This is a genomic window from Mycobacterium sp. NGS34, from assembly GCF_059812845.1.
Map to the genome: position 1 here is coordinate 18,814 of NZ_JCALDM010000024.1, position 12,440 is coordinate 31,253.

Below are 12,440 nucleotides of genomic sequence, written 5' to 3' on the forward strand. Positions count from 1 at the left end.
CAGCTGATCCACGCGACAGGGGGCGCACGTGCCATCCAGCTCGATCAGCCTGACGGAGCAAATGCTGCGGCGCCATCCCGTCGTCGGCGCCCACGCCGCGCGCGGGGCGGACGACCACCTCAAGCGCAGCATCGGCACATTCCAGCTCACCATGTTCGGGGTCGGTTCGACCGTCGGCACCGGGATCTTTTTCGTCATGTCGCTGGCGGTTCCGGAAGCCGGGCCGGGCGTGATCGTCTCGTTCCTCATCGCCGGCATCGCGGCCGGGCTCGCGGCCATCTGCTACGCCGAATTAGCTTCGGCCGTGCCAGTTTCGGGATCGTCGTACTCCTACGCCTATGCCACGCTGGGGGAGGCGGTCGCGATCGGCGTGGCGGCATGCCTGTTGCTGGAATACGGGGTGGCGACCGCCGCGGTCGCGGTGGGGTGGAGCGGCTATGTCAACAAGTTGCTGAGCAGCCTGTTCGGATTCCAGCTGCCGCATGCTTTGTCGGCGGCGCCCTGGGACTCGCAGCCCGGCGTGATCAATCTGCCGGCGATCGTGCTGATCGGAATGTGCGCGTTGCTGCTGATCCGCGGCGCCAGCGAATCGGCCAAGGTCAACGCGGTCATGGTGCTGATCAAGCTGGGCGTGCTGGCCATGTTCGTGATCATCGCGTTCACCGCCTTCGACGCGAACCAACTCAAGGACTTCGCCCCCATGGGGGTCGCCGGCATCGGCTCGGCGGCCGGCACCATCTTCTTCTCCTACATCGGCCTGGACGCGGTGTCGACCGCGGGTGACGAGGTGAAGGATCCGCAAAAGACCATGCCGCGCGCGATAATCGCGGCGCTGGCGACCGTCACCACCGTCTACGTCCTGGTCGCGCTGGCCGCGCTCGGCACCCAGCCGTGGCGGGACTTCGCGGGGCAGCAAGAGGCGGGGCTGGCGACGATCCTCGACCGTGTCACGAACGGCAGCTGGGCCGGCACAATATTGTGCGCGGGCGCGGTGATCTCGATCTTCTCCGTCACGCTCGTCACCATGTATGGCCAAACCCGCATCCTGTTCGCCATGGGCCGCGACGGGCTGCTGCCAACGAGTTTCGCCGCGGTGAATGCGCGCACGATGACTCCCGTGAAGAACACCACAATCGTCGCGGTCGCCACGGGGATGCTGGCCGCCTTCGTTCCCCTCGACAAGCTGGCCGACATGGTGTCCATCGGCACGCTGACGGCGTTCATCGTCGTGTCGGTGGGTGTGATCATCCTGCGGGTGCGCGAACCGGACCTGCCGCGGGCGTTCAAGGTGCCGGGTTACCCTGTCACACCGGCACTTTCGGTGCTGGTGTGCGGCTATATCCTGGTCAGCCTGCACTGGTACACCTGGATCGCGTTTTCCGGGTGGATCGCGGCGGCGCTGGCCTTCTACTTCGTGTGGGGCCGCCACCACAGCGCGCTCAACGAGGAAACGCCGTGACCGTGGTCGCCGGTTACCGGGCCGGCGAGGTGGGCCTGTCGGGGCTGCACCTGGCCGTCCGCGCCGCGCGGACGCTCGGGACGTCGCTCACCGTGGCGACCATCGTGCCCAGGCCCTGGCTGACACCGTCACTGGCCCGGGTCGACGCCGAGTACGAGCAGTGGGCCGAGCGTCTGGCGGCGGACTCGGCCGAGGAGGCCGCGCGGTACCTGCACGATCTGTGCGACGGCGTCGACGTCACTTATCTGCATCGCGCGCACCGATCGGTGTCCGGGGGACTGATCGAGGTGGTCGAGGAGGTGGGCGGCGACGTCGTCGTACTCGGGTCGCTGCCCAGCGGTGGGCCCGGGCTGGTTGTCATCGGCACGACCGCCGATTGGCTGCTGCACGCGTCGCCCGTGCCGGTGGCCATCAGCCCCCGCGGATATCGCGCGGGCTCAGGCGGATTGACGCGGGTCACCTGTGCCTACGCCGCCACGGCCGACTCGGTCGACGTGGTCCGGCGCTGTTCGGAGACCGCCCAGCGATTCGGGGTGCCGCTGCGGGTGATGACGTTCGCCGTCCGGGGCAAGTCGATGTATCCCCCGGAGGTGGGATTCGACGTCGAGGACGAGATCCTCGAGGTGTGGGCGTCGCAGGCACGCGACATCCTGGCGAACCTGAAGACCGACGGGGTGGTCGGCGAAGACGTTGAGTTACAAGTGGTTACCGGTCATGACTGGAACGAGGCGCTGGGCAAGGCGGACTGGCGCGACGGCGACATCCTGGCGCTGGGCACCCGGTCGCGCGACGAAATCCGCAGGGTGTTCCTCGGTTCCCGCAGCGCCAAGATCATCCGCGAGAGCCCGGTGCCGGTGCTGGTGCTGCCCGGTTAGCGCGGCACCTGCACCAGCGGCTGGCCGCCGATCTGGCCCCAGCACCCGGCGGGGTCGCGCCCGTTCTTCACCTGATCGTTGAGGCAGTTGAAGATCGCGATCCGCAGATCCGGTGGGGGCTGGTTGGCGCGCTGCTCGGCGGCCAACCGGTTCTGCTCCGCGGTCTTGACGTCCTGCTGGGCGTTGATCGTTTCCTGAACCTTCTGGTTGTAGGCGTCGATGCGCTGCTGGGTCGGCTGGTCGTAGAAGATCCGCGGGATCCGCACGTCGAGGATCTCGATCTCGGAACCCACCGCGTCCTGCAGATCCTTCCTGACCTGCGCGGCCATCGCCGGCAAGTCCGCGCCCTGGGCCGGCGCGGGCATCTGCGCCGACGCGCCCGGCGCATTCGCCGCGGCCGCCAACATCACCTGCGGGTTGAACGTGGCGAACACCTTCGACAACGCCACCTGCGCCTGCCGGTCCACCAACTGCTCCTTGATCGTCTGGAACACGTTGGCGCCGCCGTAATCCTGGAACAGCTTGGGGGCCGCGCCCTCGCGCAGCCGCCAGTTCAGGTTCTCGTCCACGTAGGCGTTCGAGTTGTTGGCCAGCCGCACGTTGATCGCCGCCGGGTTGTTGTTGGCGCCCCTGCCCTGGCTGGCGTCGTCGAAGCTGTTCGACTCGAACGCCTGCAATTGGATCGCCTCCGACAGCTCACTCACCTTGCGCCACGGCGCATGCCACACGATCCCGGCGCCGTGCACACCCACCGGCTTGCCGAACTCGGTGATGATGCCGACGTTCCGCGTGTCCACCCGGTCGTAGGCGCTGATGAGCGTGAAGACCACGCCGAACAACGCAGCCGCGGCGGCGATGCCCCACCACGTCTTCCGCTTGTCGAGGAGCAGGCTCGCGACGAGCGCCACCGCAGCCACCAGGAAAAACAGGATCGCAATAATCCACCACCCGGGCATGACATCCTCTCCTTGTTGCAGGTCGCGTCAGCGTACCGCCCGTCGACGGGCCTGGGAACGCTTTCGCGGGACCGGCGGCTAGCGCTGCGCGGCGGCGTTGGCCGCCGCCTGAGCCTTCCGCAGCGTCACGGCGACATCGCCTCGACCCAGGAACATTTCGTCGAAATAGCTTTGCAGGGCGGTGTACCCCGCGGCGAAGCCCGCTCCGCCCGGGGCTGGGATGCGGGGGCCCTTCAGCACGGAGAAGAACGGCCTGACGTCGATGCCCTCGGTGGCCCAGTGGTCGAAGTAGACCGGCTGAGCCGACAGCACCGCGGGAATGGCCGCGCCGTCGCGGCCCAGGTAGGCGTTGCCCTCGCGGCTGCCCATCCAGGCCAGCACCTGGCGCACCGCGTCCGGGTGCTTGGTCGCTGAATTACCGGCCGCAGCAATGCCGTTGGTGACGCTGACCCGGCCGGCGGGTCCCGTCGGCATCATGGCCACGCCCCAGCGGAAGCGCGCATCGCGGGCCACGGGTTTGAGGTTGTAGGTGCCGGACTGGAAGAGCGCCATCCGGCCGGCCAGGAACTGATTGCGGGAGAAGTCGCCGTTGTCGTTGGTGTCGGAGGCCGGCGGCGCGACGTGGTCGTCGTTGATCAAACCGACCAGATACCGGAAGGCCGACACCGCCGCGGGATTGTCGAACGCGAACTCGTCGCCGCGCTGGAATACCCCACCCGCCGAGCCGATGTAGTTCAGGTAGATGCCCTGCGGGTCGTTGGCCGCGTTGTATCCCCACTGGCGCACCCGGCCGGGGTCGAAACGCGGTGTGCCCGCGGCGTTTCCGTCGGCATCGAGCGTCAGCCGGGCCAGCAGGGGCCGCAGCGTGTCGCCGGCGTCGGGGCTCCAGCGCAGGGTGTCCAGTCGGGCGGGGTCGATTCCGGCCGCCCCGAGCAGGTCCGCGTTGTAGTACAGCGCAATCCCGCCGTCGGTCAACTGCGGCACACCCCACAGCACGCCGCCGCGGGTGAACTGCTCCACCACCGCCGGGTCCCAGTCGGCGGTCGCATCCGGACCCAGCAGCTCGCCGACGTCGAGCAACCGGCCATCGTCGGCGTAGGCGGCGAGGTACGCGTTGGACACCCAGAAGATGTCGTCGGCGCTGCCGCCCGCGACGTCGGTGCGCAGCGTGTTGAAGTACGTCGAGTACGCGACGATGTTGGTGCGCACCTCGATATCGCGGTGCGTGCGGTTGAATTCGGCGAACGACTGCTGATACGCCGCGGCGATCTGGTCGGCCCAGACCCGCACCTTGATGACGATCTTGCCGCCGTGGGGTTCCGCGGAATAGTCCAACAGCACGGCCATCGCTGCCAGCAGTGCCGCCACCAACGCCAGCGCGCCGGCGACCAGCGTCGAAGAGCGCGGCCGGGTCACTTGAGCCCCGAAACCACGATCGACGCGACGATGTGGCGCTGGAAGCCGACGAAGAGCGTGACTAGCGGCACGATCGCGAGCGTCGTCGCCGCCATCACCAGCGTCCACTGAGAATTGAACCGCGACTGCAGATCCGCCGTCGCCACGGTGAGCACCCGCCACTTGTGCCCGCTGGTGATCACCAGCGGCCACATGAAGTTGTTCCACTGCGACACCACCGTGATCAACGCCAGCGCGGCCAGCACCGGACGGCTGGACGGGATCACCACGTGCACGATCACGTCCAGGGTGGTGGCCCCATCGAGGCGCGCGGCGTTGATCAAGTCGTTCGGGATGATGCGAAAGTGCTCGCGCAGCAGGAAAATCGCGTACGGCGAGCCGAACATGAACGGCAGCACCAACGCCCAGAACGTGTTGCGCAGGCCCAGCTGCGCCATCATCAGATACATCGGCACCACCGTGACCGTCGCGGGCACCATCAACGTGGCGATGTAGACCCAGAACAGCGCGTCACGCCCGGGAAAATGCAAGCGCGCGAACGCGTATCCGGCCAGCACCGAAAAGGTCAGCTGGCCTACCAGGATCACGGCCGTCATCAGCGCGGTCACCGCCGCCGCGCGGCCGAACCCGGCCCCGCCCAGATCGGAGTAGTTGGCCAGCGTGGGCGGACGCGGCAGTTGCAGCGGCGTGCCGGTGGCGAACTGGTGGGCAGAGGTGAAGGAGGTCATCAATCCAAGTGCGAACGGCGCCAACGTGATCAGCGCACCCAGCGTCAGCCCGGCATAGACGACCGTGTTGAAGAGGCGGCTAGACGAGGTCATAGCTGATCCGCCGCCGGAAGTAGAGGTGCTGGACGACGGTGACCCCAATCAGGATGACGAACAGCACCACCGCCATCACCGACGCCCGCCCGATCGCCGCCGCCCCGAACGCCTCGGCGTAGATGCGGTGGGCCACCAGGTCCGTGCTGCCGCCCGGCCCCCCACCGGTCAGGGCGTACACCATATCGAAAACCTGTGCGGTGCTGACGATCCCCGTCACCAGGACGAAGAACGTCGTCGGGCGCAGCATGGGCAGGGTGATGCGCCAGAACCGCTGCCACGCGTTGGCGCCGTCGGTGCGCGCGGCGGCGTGAATGTCATCGGGAATGGCCAACAGGCCCGCCAGGAACGACAGCGAGACGTAGCCGACGTTGGTCCACACCACGACCGCCGACACCAACGGCAGCGCGAAGCTGGGATCGGAGAGCCACCCGATGCTATGCCCGAGCACGGCGCTGACGGCACCGTCGGTGGGGGCCAGGATCCAGCGCCACAGCACCGCGATCGCCAGCGGCGCGCAGATCCAGGGCAGCACGTAGACGGTGCGAAACAGCCCGGTCCCGGGGAGCCGGCGGGCCAGCATGGACGCGGCCAGCAGCCCGAGGATCGTCTGCGCGGGAACCACGATCGCCACGAAGACGGCGGTGACGATCAGCGAGTTGGCGAAGCCCGAGTCGGCCAGCACCGAGCGCCAGTTGGCCAGGCCCACATAGCGCAGCGGGCCCAGCAGGTCCCACCGGTACAGGCTGAGCCAGATCACCACGAGGATGGGCAGCAATAGAAAGGCCAGCACACCGAACAGGCTGGGCGCCAACAGGGCGTAGCCCAGCGCGGTGGATCGAGGCTGTTTCCTCAATACGGCGCTGGCCATGCAGGTAATTAAAGCGGGCGCCGCCGTCGTTTGGGGCGAGCGGTCGTTACGGTGGTGCGGTGACACCGAACCGGGGCATCGATCCCGACTTCCTGGGCCTGCCGCGCCACGAGCTCGCCGACGCCGCGTTGTCGGCGGCCAAAGCGGCCGGGGCCAGCTACGCCGACCTGCGGCTTCACCGCCTCAGCAGCGAGATCATCCAGTTGCGCGACGGCGAGCTGGAGACCGCCGTGGTCAGCCGCGAGGTGGGCCTGGCGGTGCGGGTGATCGTCGACGGCACCTGGGGATTCGCCTCGCACGCGGAGCTGGCGCCCGCCGTCGCGGCCGAGACCGCGCGCCGCGCCGTGCACGTGGCCACCACGCTGGCGATGCTCAACAACGAGCGCGTCGAGCTCGCGGAGGAGCCCGTGTACGCCGACGCCACCTGGGTGTCGAGCTACCGGATCGACCCGTTCGAGGTGCCCGGTCCCGACAAGATCGCCGTGCTGGAGGAGTACTCCGGGCGCCTGCTGGGCTCCGACGGCGTCGACCACGTGTCGGCGGGCCTGACCGCCGTCAAGGAGCAGACGTTTTACGCCGACACCTTCGGATCGTCGATCACCCAGCAGCGGGTGCGGGTGCTGCCGTCGCTCGAGGCGGTGACCGTCGACCCCGCGGCCGGCAGCTTCGACTCGATGCGCACGCTGGCCCCACCGATGGGCCGCGGCTGGGAGGCGCTGGCCGACGACGAGATATGGAACTGGACCGACGAGCTTGCCCAGCTGCCGTCGCTGCTCGCGGAGAAGGTCAAGTCGCCCAGCGTGGTGGCCGGGCCGACGGACCTGGTGATCGACCCGACCAACCTGTGGCTGACCATCCACGAATCCATCGGCCACGCAACCGAATACGACCGCGCGATCGGCTACGAGGCCGCCTACGCCGGGACGTCGTTCGCCACCCCCGACAAGCTCGGCACCATGCGCTACGGCTCGCCGGTGATGAACGTGACCGCCGACCGCACCGTCGAACACGGCCTGGCCAGCGTCGGCTACGACGACGAGGGAGTGGCCGCGCAGAGCTGGGATCTGGTGCGCGATGGCGTCTTCGTGGGCTACCAGCTCGACCGAGTGTTCGCCCCGCGGCTGGGGCAGCCGCGCTCCAACGGGTGCTCGTATGCCGACTCGCCGCACCACGTGCCGATCCAGCGGATGGCCAACGTGTCGCTGCAGCCCGCGGCCGAGGACGTCAGCACCGCCGATCTGATCGGCCGCGTCGATAACGGCATCTACATCGTCGGCGACAAATCGTGGTCGATCGACATGCAGCGCTACAACTTTCAGTTCACCGGGCAGCGGTTCTTCCGGATCCGCGACGGCCGCCTGGACGGCCAGCTGCGCGACGTCGCCTACCAGGCCACAACCACCGATTTCTGGAATTCCATGGAAGCCGTGGGCGGCCCGGCGACGTGGCGGCTGGGCGGCGCGTTCAACTGCGGCAAGGCGCAGCCGGGGCAGGTCGCCCCGGTCAGCCATGGCTGTCCGTCGGCGCTGTTCCGCGGCGTCAACGTGCTCAATACGGTCAGCGAGGGCGCCCGATGATCACCCCGCAACACGTCGTCAACCTCGTGCTCGACGAGGCGGCCAAGCTGGGCGGCGCCAGCGAGACCATGGTGCTGGTCACCGACAAGATCGAGGCCACGCTGCGCTGGGCGGGCAATTCCATGACCACCAACGGCGTTTCGGTCAACCGCAGCATCACCGTGATTTCGGTGGTGCGGCAAGGCGACAGCGCACACATCGGCACGGTGGTCTCCGCCGAGGTGGATCCTCGGGTGATTCCGGGGCTGGTGGCGAGGTCCCAGGAGGCGGCCCGCTCGGCGCCGGAGGCCGGTGACGCCGCGCCGCTGCTGGCCGATGCCGGAGTGCCCGCCGACTGGGACGCGCCCGTTCCGGGCACCGGGCCGCTGGTGTTCGCCGACGTCGCCGGCTCGCTGAGCCGGGGCTTCCGCGGCGCCGATCGGTTGTACGGCTTTGCGCACCACAGTGTTTCGACGACTTTCCTCGCGTCCTCGACTGGCTTGCGCCGGCGCTTCAGCCAGCCGACCGGCGCGGTGGAGATCAACGCCAAACGCGGCGACGCCAGCGCCTGGGCGGGTATCGGCACCGCGGATTTCGTTGACGTGCCGACCGATTCGCTGCTCGAGCAATTGTCGACGCGGCTCGATTGGGCCAAGCGCAGCGTCGCACTGCCCGCCGGGCGCTACGAAACGATCATGCCGCCGTCGACGGTGGCCGACATGATGATCTACCTGGCCTGGTCGATGGCCGGCCGCGGCGCGGAGGAGGGTCGCACCGCGCTGTCGGCGCCGGGTGGCGGGACGCGGGTGGGGGAGAGGCTGACTGATCTGCCGCTGACGATGTTCTCCGACCCGATGGCGCTGGGGCTGGCGTGCACGCCGTTCGTCGCGGTCAGCGCCTCCTCGGAGACGTTGTCGGTGTTCGACAACGGCATGGAGATCGGCCAGGTCGACTGGATCCGCAACGGGGTCATCAATGCGCTGGCCTATCCGCGGGCCACGGCCGAGAAATTCGACGCCAAGGTGGCGGTCGCCGCCGACAACCTGGTGATGACCGGCGGGTCGGCCGAGCCCGCCGACATGATCGCGGCCACCGAGCGCGGCCTGCTGCTGACCACGCTGTGGTACATCCGCGAGGTCGACCCCACCACGTTGCTGCTCACCGGCCTGACCCGCGACGGGGTCTACCTGATCGAGGACGGCGAGGTGACCGCCTCGGTCAACAACTTCCGGTTCAACGAGAGCCCGCTCGACCTGCTGCGCCGGGCCACCGAGGCGGGCGTGAGCGAAAAAACGCTGCCGCGGGAATGGGGCGACTGGGCCACCCGGGCGGCCATGCCGTCGCTGCGAATTCCGGATTTCTATATGTCTTCGGTGAGCCAGGCGCAGTAGCGTGTCACAAATGCTGACGCAATTGGTGTCGTTATCCCCAGGTGATGGGCGTCTTGCGGGCCTGGTGCGGCGGGTGTGTGCGCAGACCATGTCGCTGCCGCCGTTGCCCTCCGCGGTCGAGGTCTCCGAGCCGGCGTCGGAGGCCGAGGCCGTCGTTGCCGAGTTCGCCGAGCAGTTCAGCGCCGACGTCTCGGCGATCACCGGTGAACAGCGGTCCCGGTTGTGGAAGCAGCTGGGGGACAACACCTTCAGCGTGGTCACGCAGATGTACATCGCGGACTTCGTGCCGCGGGTGCGGGCCGGGCTGGAGGCGCTGGGAGTCGGCTCCGAGCACCTCGGCTGGGTCAGCGGGCCGGTCGACTGGGACCACACCACCGAGCCCTCGGACGTGGTATTCAACGAGTTTCTGCCCGCGGTGGCCCGGATGCGCGCGCTGGACCCGGTCACCGCCGAGCTCGTCCGGCTGCGCGGCGCGGCGCAACACAACTGCCGGCTGTGCAAATCGCTGCGCGAGACCACCGCGCTCGACGCCGGGGGATCCGAGACGCTGTACGGCGACATCGACGGGTACGAGGACTCAAGTCAGTTAACCCGCCGCGCTAAAGCAGCGCTGCGCTACACCGATGGGTTAATTTGGACGCCTGCGCACCTCGTCGCCGACGTTGCCGCCGAGGTGCGCTCGGGGTTTTCCGAGGCCGAGGCCGTCGAGCTCACCTTCGACGTCATGCGCAACGCCAGCAATAAGGTCGCCGTGTCGCTGGGCGCCGACGCCCCGCGGGTCGAGCATGGCACCGAGCACTATCTTCTCGACGCGGACGGACAGACGGTTTTCGCCTGACGGCGACATGCGGCCAAGGTGCCGCGGCATGCACGGCACCTCGGCCGGTCGGAGCTGCGGTCTAGCCGCCGCCTCCGCCACCGGCGCCGGATTCGCCAACGTTGTAGTAGTCGACGTCGCTGGGGTCGGCGCTCACCGTGGTGTTGGCCGGGTGGGTGGCCTCGGCGATCGCCACCACCGGTGCCGCGGCCATGGCCGCGATGGCGAGCGCCGCAAAGGCGGCTCGCACACCAAGGCGTCGCCGACAGTCGGCCGTTTTTCTGCTCATTCGCTATTTCCTCTCAGGCTTCTTTGACTGTTGGTAATGCGCGCATTAATCGGAGTGTGCGCCCGGGAATCACCAGCGACCGCCCAGCAAGGTAACGGGGAAGTAAAGCAAAAATACTCTTTTGTTTCAGCCAATTGGCCGTTAAGTGAATCGCCATTGGCTTTCAGGACGGGGGATTTGGATGTGGCATTCGAACGTAAGCCCTTGGCCTGCAATGGAAGCTGCGAGTACGCCCTCGGCGAGGCAAAGGCGCAGATCGCCACCACCGACAGGGAGCCGCCGCAAAGAACGACCCGCCATTGACCTGCACGAAGGCAACGCAGCACCGCGGTTCCCGGCTCGGGACAGTGCGATTGCCGCACCCCGTTAGATTCGTCTGAGCGGCACAAAGACCGCTCGGCTGCGCCTTTTTTCACAAGTCGGCCGGTAAATGATTATCGGCTGGCATCGGCCTGTTTGGTTTGCGATTCCAACAGCCAGAGCCGCTGCAACACAAGTCGTTTACGAGCTCCCCGTTTAGGGCGAACCGCAGCCCGGGTCGACAAGTGATCGCCATCGATTGCCGGACGGCGACTGCAGTTGCGATCCGCGGTCGCGCATAAACGCCTTTGCTGGCACGCGGCCCGCGCGGACTCGCACTTTCCTTGTGCAAACTGGCCGCGGCTCACCTGGCTAACGGCACTCGTGTGAGCGCGCCGAAACAATCCGCAACATTTGGCGGAGCCCGATAGAGGTTCGCCGGCGACGACGCCAGTGCCCGCGGGCGCGCGCCAGCGCGAGCCACCACGCCGCCGCGGGGCAATGTGAGGAGCGCTAGGGTGATGCTCGCACCTCAACTCGACCGGGGGCGGTAGCTCAGTTGGTTAGAGCCGCGGACTCATAATCCGTTGGTCGCGGGTTCGAGCCCCGCCCGCCCCACCATGCGTTCGTATGACCTCGGCTGATGCGTGACAGTTCGTCTTCGGTTGATGGGTGACAGTGTTTCGGCTGATGCGTGACAGTGGTTTCGGTTGATCCGCGACACTCCTGGAATGAGGGAGTTAAGCGTGGCTGAGCAGCGGTATCAGGCGGCGCGCGTCGGCGGGGTGTCGAACGATTGCACCGTTGGACTATTCGAAGCCCATTGACCCCGGTGCCTTCTACAAAAACCTCCTCCGCCCCGCCTTGGAGGCTGTCGGCTTACCGGCAACCGACCCGCCACGAAAGACGGGCCCGCCTTGCGCGGTGTGCGGTTACACGACCTACGGCACCTTCGCCACGCTGCGGCCATCGGCGGGGGTCCACTTTATGCAAGTGTCGAAGTGGCTGGGGCACAGCACCTTTACGTTGACGCTGGATGTGTACGCCGACTACATACCCGAGCAGGACGGCGGCACGGCAAACACGCTGCCCGAGCCGGCGAAGCCTGCCAAGACAGCGGACGACGTGGTCAATCTGTTCGGGGTGCACACGGGTTAGTCCGCTAGTCCCGGGCAACACTGTCCGTGTACGAGGGGCAAAGACTCATCAAGTCAGCGGCCGGGTTCGATTCCCGGCAGCTCCAGAAGAGATAAGCAGGGCAAGGTGTATTTTTGCCCTGGCCTCTCGCCTTTTATGCGCACATCCTGAAACAAGATCGCCCATCCTGTCGGCCACGTCATCGAGATCTCGGGGAACAAGATGTCTTGATGTCCAGGCTGATTGGCGCGGGTCTGGATTGTTCGGCCGGGATTTGGGCCATGGCGTGTTCGGCGAGGGCGGTGATTGTGAGGGCCGGGTTGACGCCGGGGTTGGCCGGCATCGCTGATCCGTCGCAGACCAACATGTTGTGGTAACCGAAGACGTGCAGGTTCTCGTCGATCACGCCGCGGGTCGGATCGGCGCCGATGACGGCGCCCCCGAGCAGATGCGCGGTCGACGGGATGTTGCCCAGTGCTTCGAGCACATTGCTCTGGGCGATGCCGCCGGTGCGTTCGGCCAGCCACCGCGCGGCCTGGTTGCCCATCTCTA

General features: G+C 67.5%; 13 protein-coding genes and 1 tRNA gene. 8 read left to right on the plus strand and 6 right to left on the minus strand.

Annotation, left to right across the window (positions count from 1 at the left end; genetic code table 11):
• Positions 1-28 precede the first annotated feature (28 nt).
• Complete coding sequence (locus AC5Y7V_RS29885; RefSeq protein ID WP_499883617.1) at positions 29-1,459, plus strand: amino acid permease; 1,431 nt, start codon at positions 29-31, stop codon at positions 1,457-1,459.
• Positions 1,456-2,334 carry a universal stress protein gene (locus AC5Y7V_RS29890; protein WP_499883618.1) on the plus strand — a complete coding sequence of 293 codons (879 nt, stop codon included), beginning with the start codon at positions 1,456-1,458 and terminating at the stop codon, positions 2,332-2,334. The genes AC5Y7V_RS29885 and AC5Y7V_RS29890 overlap by 4 nt, the downstream gene beginning before the upstream one ends.
• Here AC5Y7V_RS29890 and AC5Y7V_RS29895 read toward each other — a convergent pair.
• From AC5Y7V_RS29895 to AC5Y7V_RS29910, 4 genes are all read right to left on the minus strand, one after another.
• Positions 2,331-3,290, minus strand: coding sequence for an SPFH domain-containing protein (locus AC5Y7V_RS29895; RefSeq protein WP_499883619.1), 960 nt, complete (start codon positions 3,288-3,290; stop codon positions 2,331-2,333). The two genes, AC5Y7V_RS29890 and AC5Y7V_RS29895, sit on opposite strands and share 4 nt — an antisense overlap.
• A gap of 78 nt (positions 3,291-3,368) precedes the next feature.
• On the minus strand, positions 3,369-4,706 hold the full coding sequence (locus AC5Y7V_RS29900; protein WP_499883620.1) for an ABC transporter substrate-binding protein: 1,338 nt from the start codon (positions 4,704-4,706) through the stop codon (positions 3,369-3,371).
• Positions 4,703-5,527 carry a carbohydrate ABC transporter permease gene (locus AC5Y7V_RS29905; RefSeq protein WP_499883621.1) on the minus strand — a complete coding sequence of 275 codons (825 nt, stop codon included), beginning with the start codon at positions 5,525-5,527 and terminating at the stop codon, positions 4,703-4,705. Before AC5Y7V_RS29905 ends, AC5Y7V_RS29900 begins: the two co-directional genes overlap by 4 nt.
• A complete protein-coding gene (locus AC5Y7V_RS29910; protein WP_499883631.1) occupies positions 5,514-6,383 on the minus strand; it encodes a carbohydrate ABC transporter permease in 870 nt (289 codons plus the stop codon). Before AC5Y7V_RS29910 ends, AC5Y7V_RS29905 begins: the two co-directional genes overlap by 14 nt.
• A 74-nt stretch (positions 6,384-6,457) precedes the next feature.
• On the opposite strand from AC5Y7V_RS29910, the gene AC5Y7V_RS29915 reads away from it, so the two are divergent.
• The 3 genes from AC5Y7V_RS29915 to AC5Y7V_RS29925 are packed head-to-tail and all read left to right on the plus strand — an operon-like array spanning position 6,458 to position 10,183.
• Positions 6,458-7,975 (plus strand): TldD/PmbA family protein, encoded by a 1,518-nt coding sequence (locus tag AC5Y7V_RS29915; RefSeq protein WP_499883622.1) that lies wholly within the window; start codon positions 6,458-6,460, stop codon positions 7,973-7,975.
• The gene (locus AC5Y7V_RS29920) at positions 7,972-9,345 is read left to right on the plus strand and encodes a metallopeptidase TldD-related protein (RefSeq protein WP_499883623.1); all 1,374 of its coding nucleotides are present in this window, start codon (positions 7,972-7,974) and stop codon (positions 9,343-9,345) included. Before AC5Y7V_RS29915 ends, AC5Y7V_RS29920 begins: the two co-directional genes overlap by 4 nt.
• 10 nt (positions 9,346-9,355) lie before the next feature.
• The gene (locus AC5Y7V_RS29925) at positions 9,356-10,183 is read left to right on the plus strand and encodes a carboxymuconolactone decarboxylase family protein (RefSeq protein WP_499883624.1); all 828 of its coding nucleotides are present in this window, start codon (positions 9,356-9,358) and stop codon (positions 10,181-10,183) included.
• 61 nt (positions 10,184-10,244) lie between these two features.
• On the opposite strand, the gene AC5Y7V_RS29930 is transcribed toward AC5Y7V_RS29925, so the two are convergent.
• Entirely contained in the window at positions 10,245-10,451 is a 207-nt protein-coding gene (locus AC5Y7V_RS29930) for a hypothetical protein (protein WP_499883625.1), read from the minus strand.
• Between the two features lie 36 nt (positions 10,452-10,487).
• On the opposite strand from AC5Y7V_RS29930, the gene AC5Y7V_RS29935 reads away from it, so the two are divergent.
• The 3 genes from AC5Y7V_RS29935 (at position 10,488) to AC5Y7V_RS29945 (ending at position 11,909) form a co-directional block, all read left to right on the plus strand.
• Entirely contained in the window at positions 10,488-10,754 is a 267-nt protein-coding gene (locus AC5Y7V_RS29935; protein ID WP_499883626.1) for a hypothetical protein, read from the plus strand.
• A gap of 541 nt (positions 10,755-11,295) precedes the next feature.
• A tRNA-Ile gene (locus AC5Y7V_RS29940) sits at positions 11,296-11,372 on the plus strand.
• A gap of 183 nt (positions 11,373-11,555) precedes the next feature.
• Positions 11,556-11,909 (plus strand): hypothetical protein, encoded by a 354-nt coding sequence (locus AC5Y7V_RS29945; RefSeq protein WP_499883627.1) that lies wholly within the window; start codon positions 11,556-11,558, stop codon positions 11,907-11,909.
• Positions 11,910-12,087: 178 nt separating this feature from the next.
• On the opposite strand, the gene AC5Y7V_RS29950 is transcribed toward AC5Y7V_RS29945, so the two are convergent.
• The coding region (locus AC5Y7V_RS29950; protein WP_499883628.1) for a GMC oxidoreductase at positions 12,088-12,440 on the minus strand (353 nt) is incomplete at its 5' end.

What these genes read in the sequence shown, in the direction of transcription:
- AC5Y7V_RS29895 (WP_499883619.1), bottom strand. Translation starts at nt 3,290, where the DNA reads ATGCCCGGGTGGTGGATTATTGCGATCCTGTTTTTCCTGGTGGCTGCG.
- AC5Y7V_RS29905 (WP_499883621.1), bottom strand. Translation starts at nt 5,527, where the DNA reads ATGACCTCGTCTAGCCGCCTCTTCAACACGGTCGTCTATGCCGGGCTG.
- AC5Y7V_RS29920 (WP_499883623.1), top strand. Translation starts at nt 7,972, where the DNA reads ATGATCACCCCGCAACACGTCGTCAACCTCGTGCTCGACGAGGCGGCC.
- AC5Y7V_RS29925 (WP_499883624.1), top strand. Translation starts at nt 9,356, where the DNA reads ATGCTGACGCAATTGGTGTCGTTATCCCCAGGTGATGGGCGTCTTGCG.
- AC5Y7V_RS29930 (WP_499883625.1), bottom strand. Translation starts at nt 10,451, where the DNA reads ATGAGCAGAAAAACGGCCGACTGTCGGCGACGCCTTGGTGTGCGAGCC.
- AC5Y7V_RS29935 (WP_499883626.1), top strand. Translation starts at nt 10,488, where the DNA reads ATGCGCGCATTAATCGGAGTGTGCGCCCGGGAATCACCAGCGACCGCC.